The 24,260-nt window shown below is 45.4% G+C and carries 20 protein-coding genes; 16 read left to right on the top strand and 4 right to left on the bottom strand.

The features are described from left to right. Nucleotides 1-354 precede the first annotated feature (354 nt). From HQN90_RS07425 to HQN90_RS07400, 6 genes are all read left to right on the top strand, one after another. The gene (locus tag HQN90_RS07425) at nt 355-1,638 is read left to right on the top strand and encodes a DUF1963 domain-containing protein (protein WP_173217157.1); all 1,284 of its coding nucleotides are present in this window, start codon (nt 355-357) and stop codon (nt 1,636-1,638) included. 285 nt (nt 1,639-1,923) lie between these two features. Then, nucleotides 1,924-3,288, top strand: a complete 1,365-nt coding sequence (locus HQN90_RS07420; protein ID WP_173217156.1) for a hypothetical protein — start codon at nt 1,924-1,926, stop codon at nt 3,286-3,288. A 136-nt stretch (nt 3,289-3,424) separates the two neighbouring features. Continuing rightward, nucleotides 3,425-4,825, top strand: a complete 1,401-nt coding sequence (locus HQN90_RS07415) for a YcdB/YcdC domain-containing protein (RefSeq protein WP_173217155.1) — start codon at nt 3,425-3,427, stop codon at nt 4,823-4,825. Between the two features lie 426 nt (nt 4,826-5,251). After that, complete coding sequence (locus HQN90_RS07410) at nt 5,252-5,827, top strand: TerD family protein (RefSeq protein ID WP_173217154.1); 576 nt, start codon at nt 5,252-5,254, stop codon at nt 5,825-5,827. Nucleotides 5,828-5,856: 29 nt separating this feature from the next. After that, nucleotides 5,857-6,432, top strand: a complete 576-nt coding sequence (locus tag HQN90_RS07405; protein WP_173217153.1) for a TerD family protein — start codon at nt 5,857-5,859, stop codon at nt 6,430-6,432. A gap of 331 nt (nt 6,433-6,763) precedes the next feature. Further along, nucleotides 6,764-7,891: an NADH:flavin oxidoreductase gene (locus HQN90_RS07400; RefSeq protein WP_173217152.1), complete on the top strand. Its 1,128-nt coding sequence runs from the start codon at nt 6,764-6,766 to the stop codon at nt 7,889-7,891. A gap of 292 nt (nt 7,892-8,183) precedes the next feature. Here the strand turns inward: HQN90_RS07400 and HQN90_RS07395 are convergent, their stop codons facing one another. After that, nucleotides 8,184-8,654, bottom strand: a complete 471-nt coding sequence (locus HQN90_RS07395; RefSeq protein WP_173217151.1) for a MarR family winged helix-turn-helix transcriptional regulator — start codon at nt 8,652-8,654, stop codon at nt 8,184-8,186. A 266-nt stretch (nt 8,655-8,920) separates the two neighbouring features. Here HQN90_RS07395 and HQN90_RS07390 point away from each other — a divergent pair, with 266 nt between their 5' ends. After that, nucleotides 8,921-9,892 carry an aldo/keto reductase gene (locus HQN90_RS07390; protein ID WP_173217150.1) on the top strand — a complete coding sequence of 324 codons (972 nt, stop codon included), beginning with the start codon at nt 8,921-8,923 and terminating at the stop codon, nt 9,890-9,892. A gap of 143 nt (nt 9,893-10,035) precedes the next feature. On the opposite strand, the gene HQN90_RS39550 is transcribed toward HQN90_RS07390, so the two are convergent. Beyond that, nucleotides 10,036-10,125, bottom strand: coding sequence for a hypothetical protein (locus HQN90_RS39550; protein WP_338042297.1), 90 nt, complete (start codon nt 10,123-10,125; stop codon nt 10,036-10,038). A gap of 299 nt (nt 10,126-10,424) precedes the next feature. On the opposite strand from HQN90_RS39550, the gene HQN90_RS07380 reads away from it, so the two are divergent. The 5 genes from HQN90_RS07380 to HQN90_RS07360 all read left to right on the top strand — a co-directional run bounded on the left by HQN90_RS07380 (nt 10,425) and on the right by HQN90_RS07360 (nt 16,229). Further along, entirely contained in the window at nt 10,425-11,477 is a 1,053-nt protein-coding gene (locus HQN90_RS07380; RefSeq protein ID WP_173217149.1) for an AraC family transcriptional regulator, read from the top strand. 29 nt (nt 11,478-11,506) lie between these two features. Continuing rightward, on the top strand, nt 11,507-12,301 hold the full coding sequence (locus tag HQN90_RS07375) for an SDR family NAD(P)-dependent oxidoreductase (protein WP_173217148.1): 795 nt from the start codon (nt 11,507-11,509) through the stop codon (nt 12,299-12,301). A 175-nt stretch (nt 12,302-12,476) separates the two neighbouring features. Then, nucleotides 12,477-13,658: a phospholipase D-like domain-containing protein gene (locus HQN90_RS07370; protein WP_338042290.1), complete on the top strand. Its 1,182-nt coding sequence runs from the start codon at nt 12,477-12,479 to the stop codon at nt 13,656-13,658. 67 nt (nt 13,659-13,725) lie between these two features. Further along, on the top strand, nt 13,726-14,178 hold the full coding sequence (locus HQN90_RS07365) for a hypothetical protein (RefSeq protein ID WP_173217147.1): 453 nt from the start codon (nt 13,726-13,728) through the stop codon (nt 14,176-14,178). A 476-nt stretch (nt 14,179-14,654) separates the two neighbouring features. Beyond that, nucleotides 14,655-16,229, top strand: coding sequence for a P-loop domain-containing protein (locus HQN90_RS07360; RefSeq protein WP_173217146.1), 1,575 nt, complete (start codon nt 14,655-14,657; stop codon nt 16,227-16,229). 210 nt (nt 16,230-16,439) lie between these two features. Here HQN90_RS07360 and HQN90_RS07355 read toward each other — a convergent pair whose 3' ends face one another. After that, nucleotides 16,440-18,662 carry a helix-turn-helix domain-containing protein gene (locus HQN90_RS07355; RefSeq protein WP_173217145.1) on the bottom strand — a complete coding sequence of 741 codons (2,223 nt, stop codon included), beginning with the start codon at nt 18,660-18,662 and terminating at the stop codon, nt 16,440-16,442. A gap of 493 nt (nt 18,663-19,155) precedes the next feature. Between HQN90_RS07355 and HQN90_RS07350 the strand changes: the two genes are divergently transcribed. From HQN90_RS07350 to HQN90_RS07335, 4 genes are all read left to right on the top strand, one after another. Beyond that, the gene (locus tag HQN90_RS07350; RefSeq protein WP_338042289.1) at nt 19,156-20,061 is read left to right on the top strand and encodes a Gfo/Idh/MocA family protein; all 906 of its coding nucleotides are present in this window, start codon (nt 19,156-19,158) and stop codon (nt 20,059-20,061) included. 147 nt (nt 20,062-20,208) lie between these two features. Next, nucleotides 20,209-21,183: an ABC transporter permease gene (locus HQN90_RS07345; protein ID WP_173217144.1), complete on the top strand. Its 975-nt coding sequence runs from the start codon at nt 20,209-20,211 to the stop codon at nt 21,181-21,183. A gap of 13 nt (nt 21,184-21,196) precedes the next feature. Continuing rightward, a complete protein-coding gene (locus tag HQN90_RS07340) occupies nt 21,197-22,060 on the top strand; it encodes a carbohydrate ABC transporter permease (RefSeq protein ID WP_173217143.1) in 864 nt (287 codons plus the stop codon). 34 nt (nt 22,061-22,094) lie between these two features. Beyond that, entirely contained in the window at nt 22,095-23,654 is a 1,560-nt protein-coding gene (locus HQN90_RS07335; protein WP_173217142.1) for an extracellular solute-binding protein, read from the top strand. 122 nt (nt 23,655-23,776) lie between these two features. Here HQN90_RS07335 and HQN90_RS07330 read toward each other — a convergent pair whose 3' ends face one another. Next, on the bottom strand, nt 23,777-24,139 hold the full coding sequence (locus HQN90_RS07330; RefSeq protein ID WP_216855242.1) for a VOC family protein: 363 nt from the start codon (nt 24,137-24,139) through the stop codon (nt 23,777-23,779). Between the last annotated feature and the right edge of the window lie 121 nt (nt 24,140-24,260).

Raw genomic sequence — 24,260 nt, 5'->3', positions numbered from 1 at the left:
ACCGGGTTAGTTTTTTATAATGGTCTTAATCATGTAAGCCAGATACTTTGGAATCGGAATAAATTATTGACTATAGCTCAATAACCAACGGGGATGACGCGGTGCCTAAGCACTCCAAATTATGGTAATATTAAATAAGTCATGGACAAAGCTTTTAGTAAAGGAGGGATCATTAAAACAATGGAAATCCAAATGAATTCAGTGCATATAGAGGTAATTAATGGTGCTATTCACAGAGCAGGGGGAAAGTGTGTATGAGTTTTTTTTAAAAAAACTCGAGATTGTTTGTTCGGGCGATCAGAAGAGCCCCAGCCCCCAGATTTAACAAAACTATTCAAAATGGGAGAGGATACGATGAGCGAGCGCCTGCCCTGCCAAACTCCTGGCTGTTCAGCAACCATTCTTCCTACAACTGCATTAAAGACGGGCGGGATCTGCATGCCTTGCCATCAGAAGAAGCTTGCGTTGGAGAAGGAAACATATATTTTACAAAATCGGAAAGATGTTGATCGATACGCAGGTATAATAGATCCTGTTGAGATTCTTAAAATTATGCATACACCGCGGAAATATAACCTGCTTGAGAATGACCTGCCTTATCATAGAAGCGCACAAGAGCTTTATCATCAACTGACTGAAGCTGAACGGAAGCGACTGGAGTCCTACGCGATTACATTGATGGATAGAGGAGACTTTGACCAGGCCGAAACTATCCTTTTGTCACTGGTGTGTTTTACAGATTCTTGGATCGAACAAGGATTACATGCCTTCATTCATAAAGGAAAGTATGATCCTGGCATCCTCTACAAAAAAGCGGGCCCTGCTATCCGTGATGAGCTGATTCATCGGGTCGGGCGCGATTCGGCTAACCGTAATCATCTTTTGCTGGCATTGGCCTGGGTTGGTGATGAAGTAGTTATTCAGCTTTTCGCGAAATGGAGGCAAAATCCGCCTCAATGGGCATCTAAATTGGGTGTGCCCCCGGAGAACTATGCTCACGAAGCTGGTTGGGAATTGGATCAAGACGGTCTGAAGCGGCTGCTTTTCCACCCCGAGAGCTATCATTTTAAAGTAAGTGGAGAAGTTCTCGGGAGAACGGAGACGATCCAATCCGCGGTAGTAGCCCTGCAGACGGATGACCAGGTGTGTCACTGGTGTGGCGGTAAACTGGTGGTGCTGTATGATTGCAATTTGCAGGATCCATTAGTTTATTTTATGAAGCTTCCCGGCCAGCAGTTAAGGATTGCAGACTGCATGCGCTGTAACTGCTATGGCACTATGTATATGAAAGTGGAATTGGATGGTAGTTATTCGTGGAGTGAATATAATATCGTTCCTGATTTCTTGTCAGAAACGGATCCAGCTGAAGAATTGACATCGTATGCCATACGACTATCCGAACGACTGAGGGGAACATACGAAGGATCCTATTGGACGCTTGAGGCAACCAGCTCTCAGATCGGCGGCCATCCTGCTTGGATTCAGGAAGCGGCATATCCTTCATGCCCTTGCTGCTTAGAGACAATGATGTTTATTGGACAAGTGGACATGGAACAAGCAGCAGATAGTGAGGGGATATACTACTCATTTTTGTGTGGGGCTTGTCTGATTTCTGCCGTAAATTATCAACAGACGTGAAGTCTTTAGAAAAGGTATATTATCAGGCTTGTTTATTAGGATAACAGATAAATAAGTGAAATGACTGTTGCTTAAGGGATGTAAACGATGTCTGATCAAATTCAAAGTATAATACCAAAAGATGAAAGACTTCTCTTTTCAGGTGTTAAGATCATTTATCGGAAGTTCTCAGCACTCTTAAAAATCTATATGCATGTTCTGAATTTACTCAAATTTCTATTGAAGAAGATGATAGAATTACTTTTTATGATCAAGTGACATATCAATCCGGGAAGAGGCGAATTGATGCAAACACATCCACAATCGGGCAAGACCGTTCAGCATAATGCTCCTACTGCCACCGCCTCAAATTCATTGAATACGCTTGAAAGCGTATCATTAGGGCGCTTGTCTGCCGATGCCCTTCAGCGTGCGACGCAGCACCCACAGGCGATGAGCCCGGCACAGATGATGCATCTGCAGCGTACAATCGGCAATCGCTCAGTCGCTGAGCTGTTTAAACAGAATTCGACGGCGGCCAAGCCTGCCGAGAAGCCTGCTGAGCCGGTTGCGGCTTCTGGCACGATTCAAGCAGCGCCTACAGCCTCCCAAGCTGATATTCAGCGCAAGGTTTACATTAAAAAGACGCTATTCGGCGGCTACAGGAACAAAACCAAATCGGGCCGCGGCAGCGAAGGTACAGGCGAGCGGAACGTGAACACGATGATGGGGGATAGCAAGTCGCGCTATTTTAACAGCAAAGATGAGATGTCACAGTATGCTGGAGATACCACTGAGAAAATCGGTTACGTCGAGAAGACCAATACATGGATTCGTCTTCCAGATGAGTTGACGGTTATCGGGGAAAAGCATACGGCCACCACACTCCATGAAGTTGTCAAAGCTGTGGGGACTGATAAGTTCATGTATGAAGGATATACAGAACATCCTGCTGAAGCTGCCGACAATCCGGAGCTAAAAGCGACCATGCGTCAGCGTGATGCAGTCGGCGATGCGAAGTTTGGTGGCGTCGGCTCCGGCCCTGGAACTAAATCGCATTATGCTGAAAGCTTTTATCCGAAAATCATCAGAGGCTTGCAGGGTCTTACAGTCGGATACGATTATCAGGTAATGGGGTCGGAAGCGGAAAAGAATTTATTGGGTATGGCCATCCGATTTGGCGCAAGTGCGGATGAAGATTCGGGCCTCTATCGGGCGTACACCACTCAGGAAGATTTGTGGAAAAGTACCGCAACTAGCCTTGAAGGCGATACCCATTCAGCTGAACCTTTGACTGCGGCGATGCGGACTGCAGGCAGCAGCGACCTGTTTACTACGTTCGTGCAGGAATTGACGGATTATGCCACGTTGAAGATTCAAGAGGAGCAAGCGCATGCATCAGCAGCCGACAAGAAGGCATTTTCCGATAATTGGCATGTGGCCAAGGTGGATTATGACGTGGAGGGGTCAGAGATCATGAAGGCGGAGAAAGCCCGTGATTTCTCCATGTTCCAGCATATTAAGAAAGCTAAGAGCGACGGTTATCTGTTGTACGGACTTGGCGATTTGCATCTGCAGCGGATAAAAAAACTGCTGGATACCGAAGGCATCAAGTCGGAGAATATGAACACCTTCATCAGCAATCAGGAGGAGAATCACCCGCAGAGGTGATCCCTTCCGATGTTTAATACAAATATCTTTGAGCCTATGAGAAAAAAAATATTGGAAAAAAGTGAAATCAAAGAAACAAATTGGAAAATGATTCGTCTAACTCTTATGATGAATGAATCCAAATGTGGAGGTAATTATGAAAAAGAGACGAAACACTAGCCTGGTATTGGCCGGCCTATTCACACTGCTACTGGCAAGCAATGTTGCATTGGCGGAGAAGGTCGAATCATCGGAAGTCAGGCTCGATCAGGTTCAAGAGTATGCGACGCAGTATATTGAAAACGAGTACCCTTTTGCGAAAGATCAATTCGTGTTGGTTGACTATCAAGAAAATACTTTTGTAAAACCGCATTTTTACTATATTCGTTATTTACGAGCCATTGACGGTATTCGGTATCCGGCTAACTACATTAATCTTGACATTGATACATCCGGGAAGGTTATAAACAAACAAATTATATGGGATAAAAACGTTCAGCTTCCAGAAAGCGAACCCGTGATTTCAGTGGAAGAGGCACGCGCGAAGTTCGCCGAGCATTTGGCTCCGACCTTCACTCGCGTCTTCCCAGATAAATTAAACAGAGGCCAAACGAAAACAGGCATTTATCAATATGTATTATTATCAGATAATTGGCGGGTGGATGCAGTCACCGGAAAAGTCGACGGCAGCGGCAGCATGAATCAACCAGCTCAAGAACAAAAAACGAAGCTTCCTGCTACCTACAAAGAGGTCGTACAACCAGTCGACAGTGAAGAGAAAGCATTGAAAAGAGCGACCGAACTAGCCGTGATTCCGACAAATGCCCAATATCCGCTTATTTATCAGGTAGCTGATGGATTCAATTACAATTTAAGCGGCCCCTTTTGGCAAGTCATTTGGAGAAAACCAATGGGAACTTATTACTGCTCATCATCTGCGGAAATTCAACAGAGCACCGGCGATCTAACGTCGCTTTTTAATGAATGTTCACTAGAGGGCAAACATCGTATAGGCGAGGAGGAGGCTAAGCAAAAAACAGCCGATTATCTTAGAAAATCGCTACCGCAAGCAGCTTCCGCGCTAACGCTGTATTCCATCCATGAACATTCTGTAACGCTGCCGTCACGAATGGGTGAATCAGCGTACACACTGACTTATACTGCAAATTTATCTAGAGTTTATTTCGGATACGTCACCATTAGCATCGATATCCAATCCGGCGAAGTTACCGAAGTAAACAACTCCTTGCACGGCACGCTGCCGGCGGACATCCCACAGTTCGATGAACCAAAGCTAAAATCTATGCTTATGAAAGCGTACGATGTAATCCCGGCCTACTATACTCCTCCGCTGAACTTGGTTAACAAAACGGAGGATGGGATAATTCAGACAAACCCAGTTACGATTACGGGAGATCCGGTGAAGCCTGTTTTGGTGTATACCCTTGTACGTAAAGCCAACTACAACTATTATATTTTGGATGCGAAAGATGCTGTGTGGAGGCACTTTTCAACAGGAGAAGCAGTTACAGAGGATCAAATCGAATCCAGGAAATAAACCCGATTTTATTGGGTAACATGAACATTATCTCATTAAGAGCCGCGATTTACGCGGCTTTTGTATTTTATGACATTGGGGTGGATTTCTCCAGATCGCAACCTTCAAGCTGTTAACTTGTCCTTTTCCTTCAAGCAACGTGCTTGGGGAGATAGAAGAATAGGGAATGAGCCTGATTCTCAGTTGATTTAATCCTGGAAGATGAAGTCAAAAAGATCAAATTGCACGAAAGTCTAGTAAAGGTGCTTTACTAATGCCTAATAAAATTTTTGTTGAACATTATATCTTTTTTGGAACTATTTGAGATTATCGTCGTATGTATCATGCAGAGAAAATTTTGCTGTCGAAATTTGCAAGGTTAGTTTACCAAGCAGATCTACTAGTTTCAAAAGTTTTTGATTCCCTTGAAAGGAGGTGACCTAGACAATGAGTATTAATCTCGTAAAAGGTCAAAAAATAGACTTAACTAAGGGCAATACTGGCCTATCTAAACTTGTAGTTGGCCTTGGATGGGATCCAGCGACAATTGAATCCGGAGATCTAGATATTGATTGTGATTCTTCTGCACTTCTTCTTAATGAACATGGCAAGTTAGTGAAAGACGAGAATATTGTATGTTTTTATAACCTTGCCAGTGACTGCGAATCTGTCATGCATTCTGGTGATAATTTGACAGGCGATGGACATGGCGACGATGAACAAATTTCAATTGATCTTGCCAGAGTTCCATCCGATGTTCATAAGATTCTTGTAGTTGTGAACATTTATGAAGCTGATGCAAGAAAACAGCATTTTGGCATGATTAAATCCGCTTATATCCGAGTTGTGAACGCTGCTAATAATCAAGAGTTGATTCGGTTTAATTTAACTGACAATTACTCTACTATGACAGCGCTGATTACGGGAGAATTATATCGTAATAATGGCGAGTGGAAATTTAATGCAATTGGCGAAGGCGCTCATGCAGCTCATATTGATTACTTAGCTGAACGTTACCAATAAAAAATAAAATAAAGCGAGGTAATCATACAATGGCAATCAATCTATCTAAAGGTCAGAAAGTAGATCTTACAAAAACAAATCCTGGACTTGCAAAAATCTTTGTAGGTCTTGGTTGGGACACGAATAAATACGATGGCGGCGGCGCTTTCGATCTTGACTGTTCTGTATTTTGCACAAACGCGGTAGGTAAAGTTGATAACGAAAAAAACTTTGTCTATTATAACAACAAGGAAAATGAAAATGGATCTGTTGTACATAATGGTGACAATCGTACAGGTGCTGGCGATGGTGATGACGAGCAAATTAAAGTTGATTTATCGGCGGTTCCTGCAAATATCGATAAAATTGCTTTTGCTATTACGATTCACGAAGCTGCAGAGCGCAATCAAAACTTCGGACAAGTTTCAAATGCTTATGTCCGTATTGTTAATGAAGTGGATGGCCAAGAACTAATTCGTTATGACCTGGGTGAAGATTTCTCAATTGAAACTGCTGTTGTCGTAGGTGAGTTATATAGGAATTCAGGTGAGTGGAAGTTCTCAGCCGTAGGAAGTGGATATAGAGACGGTCTTGGTGGTTTAGCGAAGGATTATGGTTTAGCTTAGGCGGCAGCGACTTCGATTTTGATGTCAGAGATGACATATAATTGCACCGTGTAACCAAGGAGCAGATCGCCGCGCGGCAGCTGCTCCTTGGTTTAGTTAAGGAATAACGTCGAGTGACAAGAAAATAGTCCGGTTAATATCCGCAGAAACTGCGGTTTTTTTTTATTTTATCGGAACACCTTTTCGCCATCCGAAAGAGGGCGGTATGTAAAAGTAGTGCTTTTGCAAATAGTATGGTATAGTATATCCATTAACTGTAATGATAAATATGACAGTTTAAGTGACGAGCTTAATTAAACGAGAATTTATTCGTAGTGGAGGTAATGCTAAAATGAATAATCATAACATCCAACCTGTCTCCAAGCTAGGACCTTTATTCGAGTCCTTCAAGTTTGGTACCTTGAAGCTAAAGAACCGGGTCGTCATGGCGCCAATGACAAGAGCCTTCTCTCCCGGAGGAGTGCCGGGTCCTGATGTGGCTGCTTATTACCGTCGCCGTGCCGAGAACGGTGTAGGGCTTATTATTACGGAGGGCACTCTGATCAACGATCCAGCTGCCACCAATAATCCGAATATTCCGAATTTCCATGGGGAGGAAGCACTGAAGGGCTGGGCTAACGTCGTCGCGGAAGTACATGAAGCTGGCGGGCTGATTATGCCGCAGTTGTGGCATATCGGCACAGACCGTAAGGTAGGAGCCGGTCCGAATCCGGAGGAGTTGCCGATCGGACCTTCAGGCTTGGATCTTGCGACCGGGGAAAAAGTCAATGAGCCGATGAGTCAGGAACGCATCGATTCCGTTGTTGCTGCTTATGCACAAGCGGCGGCGGATGCCAAACGGATCGGATTTGACGGGATTGAGCTTCATGGTGCTCACGGCTATTTGATCGATCAGTTTTTCTGGGAGAAAACGAACCAACGCACTGACAGCTATGGCGGAGACCTTGTGAAAAGAACCCGTTTTGCGGCTGAAATTATTGCGGCTTGCCGCCGCGCCGTAGGACCCGATTTCCCTATCGTACTGCGGATATCGCAATGGAAATCAAGTGATTACGAGGCGAAATTGGCAGCCAATCCGGATGAACTGGCCAAATTCCTTGCGCCGCTTGTAGAAGCGGGCGTTGATGCATTTCACTGCTCGACCCGCCGCTTCTGGGAACCGGAGTTCGCCGGTTCCGATCTGAATTTCGCAGGCTGGGTTAAAAAATTAACTGGCAAACCTACAATCACTGTGGGCTCCGTAGGTCTGGATAATGAATTTCTATCTTCGTTTAGAGGGGAAAATGCAGGTACGGCGAACGTGGATACCTTGACCGACAAGCTTAACAACCAAGAGTTCGATCTGGTTGCAGTCGGCCGTGCGCTGCTGGTTGATCCGGCATGGGCGGCTAAGGTCCGCGATGGCCGGCTTGACGAGCTGATGCCTTTCACCCCTGAAGCGCTGCGTTCACTATCTTGATTCTGCTTTTTTGATTGTTTGATCGGGCACTCCGAGTTAGTGGGAGAGCCCGTTTTTTTGTAGTATCAGAATGTATAAGTTTTCAGCGGAGCTGAACAATTGGGATACTGCAATAAAAACTACCGCCAAAACACGGAGGTGGGAGCTGCGTTTTTTGGAGTCACAGAATAATTTACTACCTAGAGGGGGATTTTGCATGTGAAAAAGGCCCCTACGCCGGTTTCGGTGGAAAGGAGCCAATTCCTTGTCAATTGCGGTACTTATATGCCTCATGAATAACATTAAACAGCGGTCAAGGTGGCGAGTCTTCACAAGACGATGAAGCCCTTGTTGTTGTTCTTTCCGCCAGCTTAGTAATTGACTCAATGTCTTGATCGGTTAATTGATCTAGAAAATATTTGCGTATTGCCTTAGAGACTATGGGAAGGGCCTCATCCAAGGTTGACTTTCCGGCGGAAGTAATGATGACTTGAACACCACGATCTGTGTCAAATGGTTTTCTCAGAATAAGTCCACGTTTTTCCATCCGCGTTAGATGATGTGATAATCGGCTCTTATCCCAGTCCATCGAGTCGGCTAATTCCTGTTGTCGAAGCTTACCGTTCCCAAATTGGACCAACCGATCTAATACTCCAAAATCTCCCTCGGATAGTCCTGTGTGTTCGGACATCTCTTTGATAACACGACCGAAGATTCTCTTAAATGAACCTTTCCACATATTCCATATTCGCATTTCCTCTGTACTTAGTTCGTTATTATCCATAGGAACATAATACCATGGTTGACGTATCAACTACAAGGTGTTACAGTGTTCTAGGTTGACATATCAACCCGGGCGCCGCGAAGAGCGTCGAAGCGTATGTCCGGACCCTCACGGGTAGCGTCGAGGACTGTCCGACAGGCACATTCTCGAACGAGAGACGTGAACTCCCGTGGTGATGTAGTCTCGAGAACTGGCTCGCCGAGATATGTGTAGACAACCTGAAGGCGTTAATGCTTTCCCAATATACTTAAGGAGTGTGTTATCAAATGGAATATGTAAAACTTGGACACAGCGGGTTGGAGGTTTCAAAGTTAAGCCTAGGAACCATGAGCTTCGGAGTACCTGAACGCGGCAATACCCCGTGGTCATTAAATGAGGAGCAAAGCAGACCGATCATTAAAAAAGCACTTGATTTGGGCATCAACTTTTTCAGTACCGCCAACATGTATTCCGACGGAACAAGCGAAGAAATTCTTGGACGTGCCTTGAAGGACTTCGCTCAGCGTGACGAAGTCGTCATAGCTACAAAGGTATTTGTTCCAATGCGAAAAGGTCCGAATGCTATGGGACTTTCCCGTAAAGCCATTATGACCGAGATTGATAAAAGTCTAAGACGACTTGGAATGGACTACGTCGATTTGTACCAAATCCATCGTTGGGATAATAGTACGCCGATTGAAGAGACGATGGAGGCACTTCACGATTTAGTTAAGGCGGGCAAGGTAAGATACATCGGAGCATCCTCCATGTTGGCATGGCAGTTTGCCAAAGCTCAGCATGTCGCAGAACGCAATGGCTGGACGCGATTCGTTTCCATGGAAAATAGACTTAACTTACTCTATCGAGAAGAAGAACGAGAAATGCTCCCCCTTTGCAAAGATGAGGGAGTTGGCGTCACTCCTTACCTGCCTTTGGCTGCAGGCCGGTTAACCCGCGATTGGAATGAGCAAACCACACGATCCGAGAATGACCAGGTAGCAAAGGCGTTATTTTCAAGAACGGAAGAAGCTGATCGCAAAGTTGTGGAAAGAGTTGCGGAAGTTGCCGCTAACCGAGACCTTCCACGCGCACAAATTGCACTTGCGTGGTTGTTGCAAAAAGAAGAGGTCACAGCACCGATTATCGGGTCGACCAAGATCAGCCATCTCGAAGAAGCGGTTTCGGCATTGTCGGTTAAATTGACACCTGAAGAAATCACGAGTTTAGAAGAACTTTATGTACCGCACCAATTGGTATAAATTGAGTATAAATTCACAACTGCTCTTCGGGCGGACACCCTTCATTGGGTGCACTGAAAATAGACAAACCTTGACCGTATAATTGAGTTAATCGTCGATTCGTATTGGAGAGTCCAATTCCTTTTTTCCTTTCATCGTAGGACTCAACAGTTGAATAACCTTTCTTGCTCCATACCCTTGCCATTATTTTTTACTTCAATCAGCGTGAAGCTGTCTTGGCGAGTAATCCGAATATGGACCGTACCACCTTTGTTTTGGCTAAGGAGGCCGTGCTTGACAGCATTCTCAATCAGAGGCTCTTAGTAAATGCGACACCTAACCCGAATTTACCGGGAGGTGTCGCATTTTTCATGCGGATGTACGTTTATTTCTGACAGCTAGTTTCATAATTCAGTTCAGCTTCACTGCGAATTGGCGCAATATGCAAGTTTGTTGGCACCTTATGCTAGTTACATGTCGGAACGTTAAGAGTATCATAATATCTGTAAGTCAGCGAGCGGATGTATCAGTTACCAGAAGGAGGTGTCAAAGAATGAAAACCCATTCCTTTGATCGAATCAAAATGCCGCCGGGTTTTTGGGAAGGACTGCGCCAATTGGGTATCGCCTCGCATGATGTAGCTCGCAAAGCCGGATTGCCGCTCACAATTATTTCCGAACCGGCTGTTAACACCGCCCAATATTATGCAATCTGGCAGGCGTATTCCGACTTGGCCGGTGACATCGCCCAAGGGATGATTAAACTTGCAACCATTTATGATGTAACGAAATACCCACCAACTATATTGGCAACCTATCACGCCCGTGATTATCGCGATGCTTTGCAACGTATGGTCCGATATAAACAGCTCTGTCCTCCCGATACCTTGAGGATGATTGAAGATGGCGAGGAATGTACCATCGATTTGGAATGGCTCATTACCGATCAATCTTGTCCACCATTGCTGGTTGGTATCACACTGGCATTCCTGCTTGAATTAGGACGGCGGGGCACAGGTCAGTATCTGGCGGCCAGAACTGTAGAATTTTCCCAACCAATGGGAGATGTACAAGTTCTTGAATCTTACTTTGGGTGCCATATCCGAACGAATGCCGATCGCAATCGATTGACGCTACATCGGAGAGATCTGGATCGTCCATTTCTTACCTATAATGAAGAGCTGCTTGAGATTCTGACCCCTGCACTGGACCGCACGCTGCTAGAACATCAAGGCAATTGTTCCGTTTCGGACATGGTCAAATGGATTATGAAGCGCAGCTTCAGCGGTGGACGTCCCGATGTACAGACGGTCGCCAAGGAATTGGGGATGAGCGACCGTACGTTGCAGCGCCGACTTACCGAAGAGAGCACAAGTTTCAACCATCTGCTCACACAAGCAAGGCATGAACAGGCACTTCTGTATTTGGCAGATTTATCGCTCGATATCAAGGAAGTGGCATTCCTTATCGGATATGAAGACCAGAATTCGTTTTACCGCGCATTTCGCGCTTGGGAAGGCGATACGCCTGCCAAGTGGCGAAGCGAACATGCGGAGGCACAAGTTAACGTAGAAGATACGCTTTCGGATAGATTGAATATTCATTGATTGAAGAACAGAAAAGGGAGCAATGCATCATGGATATGGGATTAAATAACAAAACGGCGTTGGTAACAGGTTCAACGAAAGGAATCGGCAAAGCAATTGCCATTGAGTTGGCCAAAGAAGGTGTCAACGTCCTTATAAATGGACGAAATCACGAAGAGGTAAAACGCGTAGTCAGCGAAATCAAGTCTGCGTATCCGAATACTTCTCCGCAAAATGCGGCAGCCGATACCGTAAATGTCGCTGAGAGGGAAGCCTTGTTTGAAAAGTTCCCGCATGTTGATATTTTGGTCAACAACACTGGGATTTATGAGATCTTGTCCTATGATGACGTAGACGACGCCGTGTGGGATAAATACATTCAGACCAACGTACTTGCTGCAAACGGGCTTTCCAAGTTCTATTTGCCCAGCATGTTGAACAACGGCTTTGGCCGGATCATCTTTATTGCGAGCGAAGAAGCGGTGATGCCTTCCGGACAAATGCCGCAATATGCCGTAACCAAGTCCATGCTTCTCTCTTTATCAAAGAGTCTGTCCAAATTGACAGTGGGGACGGAGGTAACAGTCAATACGATTATGCCTGGACCAACACTTTCGGAGAATGTACAACAAATCATCGAAAGCGTCTTTCAGGACGAAAACATGACCTTTGAGGAAAAAGAAAAAACCTTCATGACCGCCAATCTCCCGCAATCTGAATTGCAGCGTTTCATCAGACCGAGCGAAATCGGCAGACTTGCGACATTTGTATGCAGCCCATATGCAGCACCATTCAAAGGTTCTCCGATCCGTATGGACGGTGGAATGGTCCCAACGATTTACTAATCATGCTCGGTTAAAATGACGGACGTGGGATATCTTTTACCTATTTCAGGGTACGTTTAAGCTTTCTTGCCGGTCTATGACAGCCACTTACGCAGTGGCTGTTATTTTTTTGGACAAATTGGGCATAAAAATGCCATTCCCGGATAATAGTAATTACAAAAAAGGAGAATATTATGTGAAAAAGGTATTATTTGTACCTTTGTTACTATTTTTACTCATAGGATGGGTTTATCTAGACATTGAAAAAGGTGTAAAAGAAGCTTCTGTGGCCAAACAAAGTCCTTTCCACTATGCCGATTTTCAGATGTATAATGAGGGACAAGATTTATATGATTCGCTCTTTTCCGATATTCAAAAATCGAAAGAGTACATTTATATACATTTTTTTATCATCCGAAACGATGAAATTAGTAATAAATTCCTTGGTTTATTGGAGGATAAGGCAAAACAAGGAGTTGAAGTTAAGTTATCGACAGATCGAATGGGAAGCTTTCTGTTTAAGAAATCGATGCGGCAAAGATTACGAAAGGCTGGGGTGCAATTTACGTTTAGCGGAAAGCCTAAGTTTCCTCATCTCTTCTATACTTTACAAAATCGGAATCATCGTCGGATTATTGTGATTGACGGGACGACCACATATATTGGCGGTTTTAACATGGGAAAGGAACATTTAAATCAAGATAAGCGCTTGGGCCATTGGGAGGATTATCACTTTCGTATCAGTGGTGACGGCGCCCAAGAAATGGAAAGACAATTTTTACTTGATTGGAAAAGTAACACTGGTGACAGTTTTCCAGTTCATACTGGCTTCCTCAAAAATGGAAATACGCGTTATGAGTATCTATTTACGGACGGAAAAGGATTGGCGGAGCGATATCAAGACTGGATAAGGAAGGCAAGTAATTCGATAGTGATTGCCTCACCTTATTTTATTCCAGGAAAGCAAATGGAGGATGAACTGCTTGAGGCAAGAAAACGAGGAGTTTCTATAAAAATTTTAGTTCCGCTTAATAGTAATTTCTTGATAAAACAAGCTGCATACCCGTACTTAAGAGAACTCTTGAAACATGGGGCGGAAATTTATTTATATCAGAACGGTTTTTTTCATGGAAAGGTTTTGAGCATTGATGGAAAGTTTGTGATGACGGGTACCCCTAATTTTGATACTCGCACCTTTTATCTTAATAATGAATCAGTATGCTCAATTTATGATGGACCGATTATAGCTGAGATTCAGCAAAAGTTACAGGATGATTTTCGGATATCAAAGCGTATTCCTGATACTTTTTTTGACGAATTGAATATATGGGAGCGATTATTGGAGAGGACGATTTCGATAGTCTCTTTTTATCTCTAGCGATTTTGTTGATGAGGGGGCAAAACAGACAACTTAGATGGAAAATTTGTTAAATTAAAGGGCATGTGTGATAAGGTTAGTGGCCCCTGCGAGTACGATCGTATCGTTTAACGTAATGGATGGGAGCTCCGTCGATAATGCTTATGCAATCGAATGGGTGAGAAGAGAATGGAAGACCGATTATAAGAAAAACTCAAACGCAGGGATCTTCTATCAATTGAGGCTGGAGGAGGGGAAGGACTATACGTTCATAACAGACGAACAATTGATAAAGCAAAAGTATGACCCCGCGAAAGCACGATTTGAAGATCATTTCACATCTAGTTCTGATCCTGCTATCCCAACTGTTGCAAAAAGAAAAATGACGGTGTTCGGACCTGATGGCAAAGAAGTGCTAGTGGACGAGAAGCTGGCGGGAACGACTCCATTCAAAGCCTCCAGTACCGGAATCTACATCGTGGAGCTGCAATCGGATGTCAAGGATCATACGACGGAAATTAGAGTAAACAAGGTTGATTGAAACGAAGGAGTCCTTGTTTGAGTTAATTATAATTAATCTTTCCCTATATTGCGGATGATCTTAATGTTATTATTGTGTTGTTGCAAAAATAAATCGTAACGAGGTGAGGACAATGAAAACAACAAAATATACGTCTTATCCTCATGCCGCTTTTTAGTTATTTTTTTTCGATTACACCAGGCTCTGAGGGTAAGATTCACTCTCAGGGCTTTTATTTTTAGGCAGAAGGAATGTTTAAGCTTTCTTGCTCGTCTATGACAGCCACTCACGGAGTGGCTGTCATTTTTTTAGGACAAAAGGTTGGTCAAGGCAACAATTACCGCTTTTCAAATATGAAAGGATGATGCTTTATTAAAAGACTCGCTCAATATTTTCGCTCATTACAATCCGGACAGTCATCTTACAGTAGTATTTACGAAGGTTCATACTATGATCAAGGGGGGACAATATCTGACCCAACCTATTGGAATAATGATGTGGCCTATCACATTGAACGGACACATAAACTCACACTCGATAAACCATGTATCACCATAAAAATACCTTTTGAACGTCTCGGCTTAGATGAAAATAGGGATCAAGTTGTTCTCTCCGATTTTGCATTAAGAGAATGGGTTCCTCATATTGAGGCATTAAATAAATTGATCTATAACCGGTCACGTTCTGATAAAGAAAATGGTGCTTTTTATTGTTTTCGTCCAACCAACGTGGTGTTGCAACGTAATGCATCCTTTGTCGAAGTCATCTCGGATAAATGGTATCTATGCTTAATGATTACCGTTCAACTTCCATTCAAGAATAATGATAAAGCTATGCGCATGCTCTGCAAAATGCTTCCAAAAGAAGTGGAGGAGTTAATTGGCAATTCTGATCTCAACAAATTAAATGCTGCCTATGAATTGGTTGAAAAACAAAATAGGATTCGCGAATGGCTGAAATCCAATGATTATAGTGCGTTTATTGCGAATGGCAGCATTTTGCCAAGAAATAAAGACAACAGCGGGCCACTGGAAGGTGCCTTGCCTTTTACATCCCCAGAAGATGTTGAAGTTGAAATTTGTGGTTTGCGAGGAATGGGAATAAAGCATGGTGTGACGGTCATCACCGGCGGTGGTTATTCGGGTAAAAGCACATTGCTGGATGCACTAAATTCGGGGATTTACAATCACAGCATAGGCGACGGACGAGAATTTGTGATTACAGATCAAAGTGCAATGGAAATATCTGCTGAGGAAGGCCGTTCCATAAAAAATATTAATATTACGCCTTTCATCAAATGGATACCCAATAGTTCGGCTGAACAGTTTTCGACTGACTACGCCTCAGGTTCGACATCTCAAGCCGCAAATATTATGGAGGCAATCAACGTCGGGTGTAAGCTTCTTCTTATTGATGAAGACAGAAGTGCGACGAATTTTATGATACAAGACATCAAAATGCGTTCATTAATCAAGCATGAACCCATTACACCTTTTTCGGAACGTGTCAGAGAGCTTTATGAGGCTGCTCACGTATCTTCCGTTCTTGTTATTGGAGGTAGCGGTGAATTTTTATCCGTTGCGGATCAAATCATCCTGATGGACAATTTTGTGCCAAAAAACGTAACCCAGGAAGCAAAAAAATTATGTGAACACGACAAACCACGCGAACGTATCCCCCATACAAAATGGGAGATAGAAAGAAACATAACCGCCGATCACTTTTCGAGCTATCCACAGGGCAGTGGTACAGAAAAGCTGATGGTTTCAACCATGGGATACATGATGATAGGCGATGAACAAATTGATATCAGAGGGCTTTACAATATCACATCACACGCCCAGCTTGCAGCTATTGCCTTTTTAATTCGAAAAATCGCTATAAGTAATCAGGATCGCCTCATCTTTCTTCATGAAAAGATCAAAAAAGCTCTCGAAGATATGGAGAGAGAAGGCGTGGATATTGTATTTTCTTCCTTTTTTCCTGGTTTTGAAAGATGGCTTGAATTACCAAGAATTAATGAAGTATTATCTGTCATAAACCGAATGAAACATTTGGATTTTATAGACTAGCCCTCTAACGCGGGTTACGGATAATGAACAAAAAAATCCGCAAAAGCGGATTTTTTGTTTTTCTTACCACAATAGAAAGTATAAGTTTTCGGTTCCCGAAAACGTCTTTCTATTTGGCGATAAAACCTACCTCTAAACGCGGTCGCTCATCTTTGAATGGCCTCGATAGAGGTTTTCTCATTGGGCGTTCTGCCACCAGCGCAAGCGCTCCTATGGCAGCGCCTGCTTCCGGAACTCGCTCGGCGTGATGCCGGAGAACTTTTTGAACATCCGATTGAACGAGTTCATATTCTGGTACCCCGCCTTGCGCGCGACGTCTTGGATGAGCGAGCCTGGTTCGAGCAGCATCTCCTTGGCCTTGCGGATCCGCAGATCGTTCAGGTAGTCGATGAAATTGACACCGGCTTTATCTTTGAAATACGTCGATAAATAGCCGCTCGAAATGTTGAGCAAATCAGCAACGAGTTCCAACGTAATATCTCCGCTATAATTTTTCTCCAAATGCTCAAAAACAAAGGCCGTAATCGGATCACGTTCATCCTTTTTCCGGTGAATCAAATCCACCGCAGCGGTCAGAAACTTCTCCAAGTAGGCGGCTAGCTGCTCATACGAATGGCAGTCGAAAATCTGTTCGCGCAGCACGGCCTGGTCCCCTAAGTGACTGTAGTCCGCCTGGATGGCGGTTAAAATTTTCAGCGTCTTATGAATAATTTCATCGCCAAAATGGTAGAATTGCTGCGATGTCGCTGCTTTTTTGTACAGCTGGGCGAGGAAGCGGTTTACGATCTGAAGCGTTTCGGCTTCATTGCCGGCCTGCAAATTGACAACGAACTCATGTTCCTGCCGCGGCGTCAGGAACATAGATACTAACCCTGGCGCCTCCATGCCGTCGATAATTTGCGTCTCTTTGTTGAGACGGCGATTTTTGCTGAGTTTAAGCGCTTCATCATAAGCTTCGGTCATCTGCGCTGCACTCGTGTAGAAAGGGCTGATCGACATCGTAACGTATACTTCTTCTTTATCAAAGTCGAAGATGTGCTTCATCTGACTTAACAATTGCTTTAAAGCGGAATAATCGCTTTCTTCCATGAAGATAACGCTCAGAATCCGGCTCGATTCAATCTGAAATGTCAGGGATTCGGAATAATGCTTTTTGAATTCGAGCTCGATGAATTGCCTCATATAGTAGGACCAATTTTGCTCAATTCGTTTATAGTCTTGACCGCGCTTCATATACGTTAATTCAAAAAGTACGATGACATAAGGTCTGTCGACGAATTCCATCTCCAGATTGCTGCGTATTTTCTTCACTTTGCTCATATAAGCGAAGCTTTGCAGCTGAGAATTTTTACTGTTCAAATCCTCGTGGATACGGTTAATCTGGCTGCCAAGCTGGTTGAACTCGCTAATGCGGCTGTGAACCGGGACCGACGAATTCGCTTGTTTAGAAGAAGCGACCATGCGCCGAATCGGTTGATGAAAGCCGAAACTGAAGAGCAGTGACGCCACGATGCTGATGCCCAAGGAAATAATGAGCAGCGACACGAGCGAGACGTTTAATTTCACTTGAGAGGCAATGAAGGCATCAGGCACGACGTTGACATAAATGAGACCAGAAACAGACCCTTTGCGATAAAAGTAATAATAGTTATCTTTTTTCGTATATGCTTTGGCCGAGTCGTAGGCCGGGGGCGCGCCGAGATTGGCATCCGTGGAAGAGGTGAACAATTGCTTGCCATCCGCATCCAGAATGAAGAAATTGTCATTAATGGACAAGTGGTAAGCTTGAAACATTTTGCGTATATCGAGAAAAGCAGCCATATAGAAGTCCTGGGTCCAGGTGTTCTTCACGACGACAGGAAAAGCTTGACCTAGGGAATTGTAATCATTGGCAAATGGAATGTCGTAAAAATTGGATGGCGCATAGACGCGAAAATTCGTTTGACTTTGGAATTGCGACTGCCAGAAGGCAAGCGGATAATCTTTGCTGGAGTAAAATTTATTGAAAAACGTGCTGTCTGCGGTCATGGAGTTTTTGTCCAGCACAAGCGAGGGCTTTCGGTAATAAAGGATTAAGTTATCCAAAAACAGCAGGGGATTCACCGTAATTTGCCGGATGTCCTGCATCGTCTTGGCGGCAATGTCATAGTTGATGGAGTTCCCGCCGAAGTACAAGAGCTGCACGTTCTCATTGAAATAAAAATTGATAAGTTGGTTCTTAATCAGCTCGAATTCTTTCTCATAATTGTCTGTTGTCGACTTCAAGTTCAAAGTGTTGTAATTAATGACTTCGTCCCGGACTTTGTTCTTGGAGAACGTCAAGGAGAAGAAATTAAAGGAAACAAGGATAACGACGACGATGAGAAAGCTGGCGAACAACCGGATGAACAAGGAATTCACAGTTGCCCGAAGCTTGAGATTAGAGAGCATCATGGACGGGTTCCCTCCTTCCTGCAATTAGCCAATCCGTGTTTACAAATAAATTATAACTGAGAACGCCAGCTTTGAACATGCAGCGGCTTCCAGAGTTAATCACCACTTTTACGAATTCTTCACTGTTTTACGGTTTTCCGAAATTAGGTGAGCCAGATGAAATAGCGGGGATAGGCAGCAGGCTGGTGAGGAGCATACAATCAGGGTATGGCAGACCACTGAAGCTGATTAGGGGGGAGAACGATGCTGGATTGTGCCGAAGCGGGAAGCCATATGTTGATGGATAAGCTGATAGCGCTCACAGCCGCCGAATGTGCCATCGGATAGTCATTACATTGTTGTAGACGATATTTTAAAAACCGTGAAGGAAAACAGGGCGTCGTTGGTGAACGGTGAAGAAGCAAGAAAGTCGGTGGACCTGATTCAGGGGATTTACGAATCGACGCGGACAGACAAAGAAATCCATTTGAACTAACGGAAGGAAGTGCTCAAGGTGGAATCTACGTTAAAAATCGGCATGATTGGGCTGGATACGTCGCATGTCTCCGCTTTTGCGAAGCTACTGAATGATCATACACAAGAATATCACGTGCCAGGAGGGCGCATTGTCGCCGCCTATCCTGGGGGCTCGCCGGACTTTGAGCTCAGCTGGTCGCGACTGCCCGGCTTTCGCCAAGAGCTGGCGGACAACTACGGTGTGAGCATCATGGATTCCCCGGCTGAAGTGGCCGAGCGCTGCGATGCGGTGCTGCTGTTGTCGGTAGACGGCCGTCTGCACTTGCAGCAGCTGCAAGCCATCGCAGCCTACCGCAAGCCGGTGTTCGTCGATAAGCCGTTTGCGGTGAACTCGGAGGATGCACGGGCCATGGCAGCACTAAGCCGGGAGTACGGCTTCCCGATGATGAGCTGCTCGGCGCTGCGCTATGCGGGGGCATTGACCGCAGCACTGCAGGATGCTGAGCAGGGCGTAGTTATAGGCGCGGATTATTACGGGCCGCTCGAAATTCAACCAACGCAGCCGGGCTTTTATTGGTACGGCATCCATACGGCGGAGATGCTGTTCCGCACGATGGGCGCGGGCTGCCAATCTGTGCGGACGACGACGAACGCCGATCACGATCAAGTCGTCGGAATATGGGCGGACGGACGGGTGGGCACGATTCGCGGCAACCGCCGGGGAAATAAGACGTTCGGCGGGCTCGTCCATCGCGAGAAAGGCACGCAGTTCGTCAACACAGCCGCAGTTGCCAAGCCGTATTATGCCAGCCTGCTGGAACAGGTGATGCAGATGTTTGCAACCGGCGAGCCTGATGTTGCGGCAAGTGAGACGCTGGAAATCATTCGCTTCTTGGAGGCTGCTAATGAGAGCCGGGAAACGGGATTGACGGTGCAGTTATGAGCTGTTTTCACTTAGGCATCATCACCAATGAAGTGTCGCAAGATTTGCGCACTTGCCCTAACACCATTTTGCGCCGTCACCCAGCATGTACGTTGTATGTCAATACGGACTCCTATGGGGAGGTGCCAGACGAAAGAGGGGATGCGCATGGAGCCGGTTAATCCTGCCATTGAAGTCAAGCCTGATGCACCGCCAATTAGCGTGCCGTCCAACAAGCGGACTCTCTTTCTCAAACGGCTGAACCGCAGCAAGTACTTGCTGATTTTATTTCTGCCATGTTTGATCTATTATGTGTTGTTTAAATACTTGCCGATGTTCGGCCTAATTATCTCCTTCAAGGATTACAACTTGTTCAAAGGCGTGTGGGCCAGTCCGTGGATCGGTCTCAAATATTACAAAATGTTTTTCGAAAGTCCGGATTTTCTGAAGCTCTTCCGCAATACGTTCCTGCTCGGCGTTTCCACTGTTCTATTTGGCTTCCCTGTCCCCGTCATCCTTGCGTTATGCCTCAATGAAGTCAAGAACTTGTTTTTCAAACGTTTTGTCCAAACGGTCAGCTATGTGCCGCATTTTATTTCCAACGTCGTCGTCATCGGGATGGTCGTCATGTTCCTGTCTCCCACGACGGGGATCGTGGCACACTTCGTGAAGATGCTCGGCTGGCAGCCGGTGAATCTGCTCGTGCAGCCGCAATGGTTTCGGCCGATTTACGTGCTCGCTGACATTTGGCAGCATGCGGGCTGGGGCTCGATCATTTTTTTAGCGGCGTTGACAGCCATCGACCCGCAGCTGTATGAGGCGGCGGCCATCGATGGTGCGACCCGTTGGAAGCAGCTCTGGAACGTGACAATTCCGGGCATTATGCCGGCGATGGTCATTATGCTGATTTTGAATATCGGCCATATTATCGATATCGGCTTCGAGAAAGTTTATCTTTTGATGAATCCAGCCACGTATGATGCCGGTGATATTTTCAGTACATTTGTATACCGCATGGGGCTTACGCTGGGCAATTATAGTTATGGTACCGCCGTAGATTTATTTACAGGAGTTATCAGCTTGATCTTTATTTATGCGGCAAATTTTGCCGGACGTAAGTTCAGCGAAACGAGTTTATGGTAAAGGAGGATGCCAGTTGAAGCGTAAATGGTCGCTATCCCGTATTCTCATCAGCTTATTCCTGCTGGGCATCGCTGTTGCCACCCTCTATCCTTTTTTGTACATGATTTCAGTGTCGCTCAGCAGCGATGTATATGTCATTAAGAACGAAATCAGCTTGCTGCCCAAAGGACTGAATGTAAACGCTTATTCCGTGGTCCTGCATGATGACCGCATTTGGACTTCCTACCGCAATACGATCTTGTACGTCGTGATCGGTGCTCCGCTATCCCTGCTCATTACGGCTGCCGGCGCTTATGCCTTGTCGAAAAAAGAGATGGTATTCCACAAGCCGCTGACGCTGATGATCGTGTTCACGATGTTTTTCAACGGCGGGATGATTCCTACTTTTCTCGTGGTAAAAAGCCTCGGGCTAGTGGACACGTTCTGGTCAATGATTATCCCGTCTGTCATCAGCACGTGGAACCTCATCATTATGCGGACGTTCTTTCTGGGGCTTCCCAAGGAACTGGAAGAATCAGGGAAGCTGGACGGGCTTACCGACATCGGCATCTTCGCCCGCATCGTGCTGCCGCTATCCGCCGCTTCGCTGGCTACGATCGGTCTTTTCTATGCCGTCGGCATTTGGAACAACTTCTATTCAGCGCTGTTATATTTGCGCAACGACCAGCTGTATCCGCTGCAGGTTGTGCTTCGCAACATTGTCATGGCGTCGCAAATGGTCTTGAACGGCGGCAGCAACGTCGGTGACAACCAGGTGCTCGATGAGCCGCTGAAGTATGCCACCATTATCGTGTCAACGGTTCCTATTCTTTTGGTGTATCCGTTTTTGCAGAAGTATTTTGTTAAGGGAGCTTTAATCGGATCAGTAAAAGGCTAGTCCACTAAACCAGTGAAAAGGGAGATTGATCGCTATGAAAAAGACTCTCAATTGGGCGCTAACCGCAGCGCTGACCGTAGCTGTTGTTTCAGGCTGCTCCAGCCAATCAGGGGAAAGCCCCACGCCGGCAGGCGGCTCGGCCGCACCTGCCGATAAAGCCTCCGCTGCTCCTATTAAAGAGCATACGTTCACCTTTCTCGATTATTCGAACGCGAGCTGGCCGTACAACAAGGATTGGCCGGTCTGGAAATACATTAAGGAGAAAACAGGGGTCACGTTGAACGTGCAGGTTCCGCCTGATGCGCAGCTGGACAATGCTTTGAATTTGACCGTCGCTTCAGGGAATATGCCGGATATGCTCTACACGCAAAGCAAGAAAACAGCCGATAAGTTCGGGCAGCAAGGCGCGCTTGTCAACATTCTCGATTACATGAATGACATGCCGAATTTGAAAAAATGGATGGAACAATTCCCGACGGATACACAAAATGCCATATCATCCGACGGCAAAATGTACGTATTTCCGAACCATGGGATCGGAGAGACGAACCGGATGAACTGGATGTACCGTGAAGACGTATTCAAGAAGAACGGGCTGACGGCGCCGACGAACTGGGATGAGCTGTACACGGTGCTGAAAACGTTGAAGCGGGCTTACCCGGACAGTTATCCGCTGTCTTGGCGGCAAGGGCTGATCTACCTGCGCAACTTTGCCCCGGCGTTCGGTACCGGCAGTGATGACGGCGCGAACGATGTTTATTTTGACTTTGATAAAAAAGAATGGCGCTATGGTCCGATCGAAGAAAATTTCAAGAAAATGATCACATATTTGAACAAATTTTATAAAGAGGGCTTGATTCCGCCTGATTTTCTGACGATCGATACGAAGCAATGGCAGGATTTGATGTCTACGGAACGTTCGTTTGTGACAGCGGACTATATTAGCCGTGTGGATTTCTATAACTTGCCGATGCGTAAGCAAAATCCGTCCTATAACTTGCTGTTTATGCCGACTCCAGCTGGCTGGCCGGGGGGACTGCAAAAGAATGCTTACACGCAATTTTTGGAAAATGGTATCATGCTCACATCGACTTCCAAAAATATTAAAGACATCATGCACTATATGGATTTCTTCTATACGAAGGAAGGGCTAGATCTGGTGAGTTGGGGTAAGCCAGGCGAAACGTACAGCGACGATAACGGTAAAAAGAAATTTACCAGCAACTACGCTGACGTGTCCGATATGCGCAAGAAAACTGGCCTTTCCACAGACGGCACGTACACGTGGTTCGATTACGACGCGCATTTATCCTTGTCATCTCCAGAACTGCAGGATGCTTATAAGCAAGCGGTCAACTATGACAGCAAGCAGCAGCCTCGTCCGGCGTTGACCCAGCAAGAGTTGGAAGTTGTGTCGACTGTCGGTCAGACGCTGCAAAAAACGCGCGACCAAGCGCTTGCCAAATTTATTACGGGACAGCGCGATTTGGGCGAGTGGAACACGTACGTGGATGAATTGAAAAAAATTGGCGTTGACAAGGTCGTTGGCGTGTACAAATCAGCCTATGACCGTTCGCAAGCTGCCAAAAAATAATGTTGATAAACCCAGCGCGTTAATGCGCTGGGTTTATTTATGAACCATGGAGAGGAGCGTGGTCGGCGTGGTAATGGAACAATCTGACGAACGACGGGAGCAGTGACACGGGCGTTGCCCAATTAGCGTTTCGGCATTTTGCTCGAATCCATGTACAGCAGGTTCCAGCGGTGACCGTCCAGGTCGGCAAATCCTGCGCCGTACATCCAGCCGTCAGTTTCACTCGGCTTGTCAAAGATGCTTCCTCCGGCAAACTCTACTTTTTGAATAAAGGCATCTACTTCTTCTCTGCTGTCAGCGCCAATGGAAAATATTACTTCTGCGCTATGGGAAGTATCTGCGATTTTTGAACCTGTAAATTTCTCAAACGCCTCATCCGGGAACAGCAGAATCGTTGTTTGGCCTATGGCAAGCTTCGCTCTCTCGTTACTATACTCTACTTCTGGCAGCAGAAGCGAATCTGGAAAGGCAAAAGTGAAGATCATTAGAACTAGCCCAAATTATCTTTACACCAACTTTATTTGGCTATGATATAAATAATTTATGAAAAACCTTTCAGCAGGTAAAATTATAAGAAGTTATCCAAAAAGATCGTAGGAGCAATTA

Source organism: Paenibacillus alba (assembly GCF_013204855.1).
Taxonomy (GTDB): domain Bacteria; phylum Bacillota; class Bacilli; order Paenibacillales; family NBRC-103111; genus Paenibacillus_E; species Paenibacillus_E alba.
The sequence above is the reverse complement of the archived record's forward strand: the minus strand, read 5'-3'. Positions and strand labels throughout refer to the sequence as shown.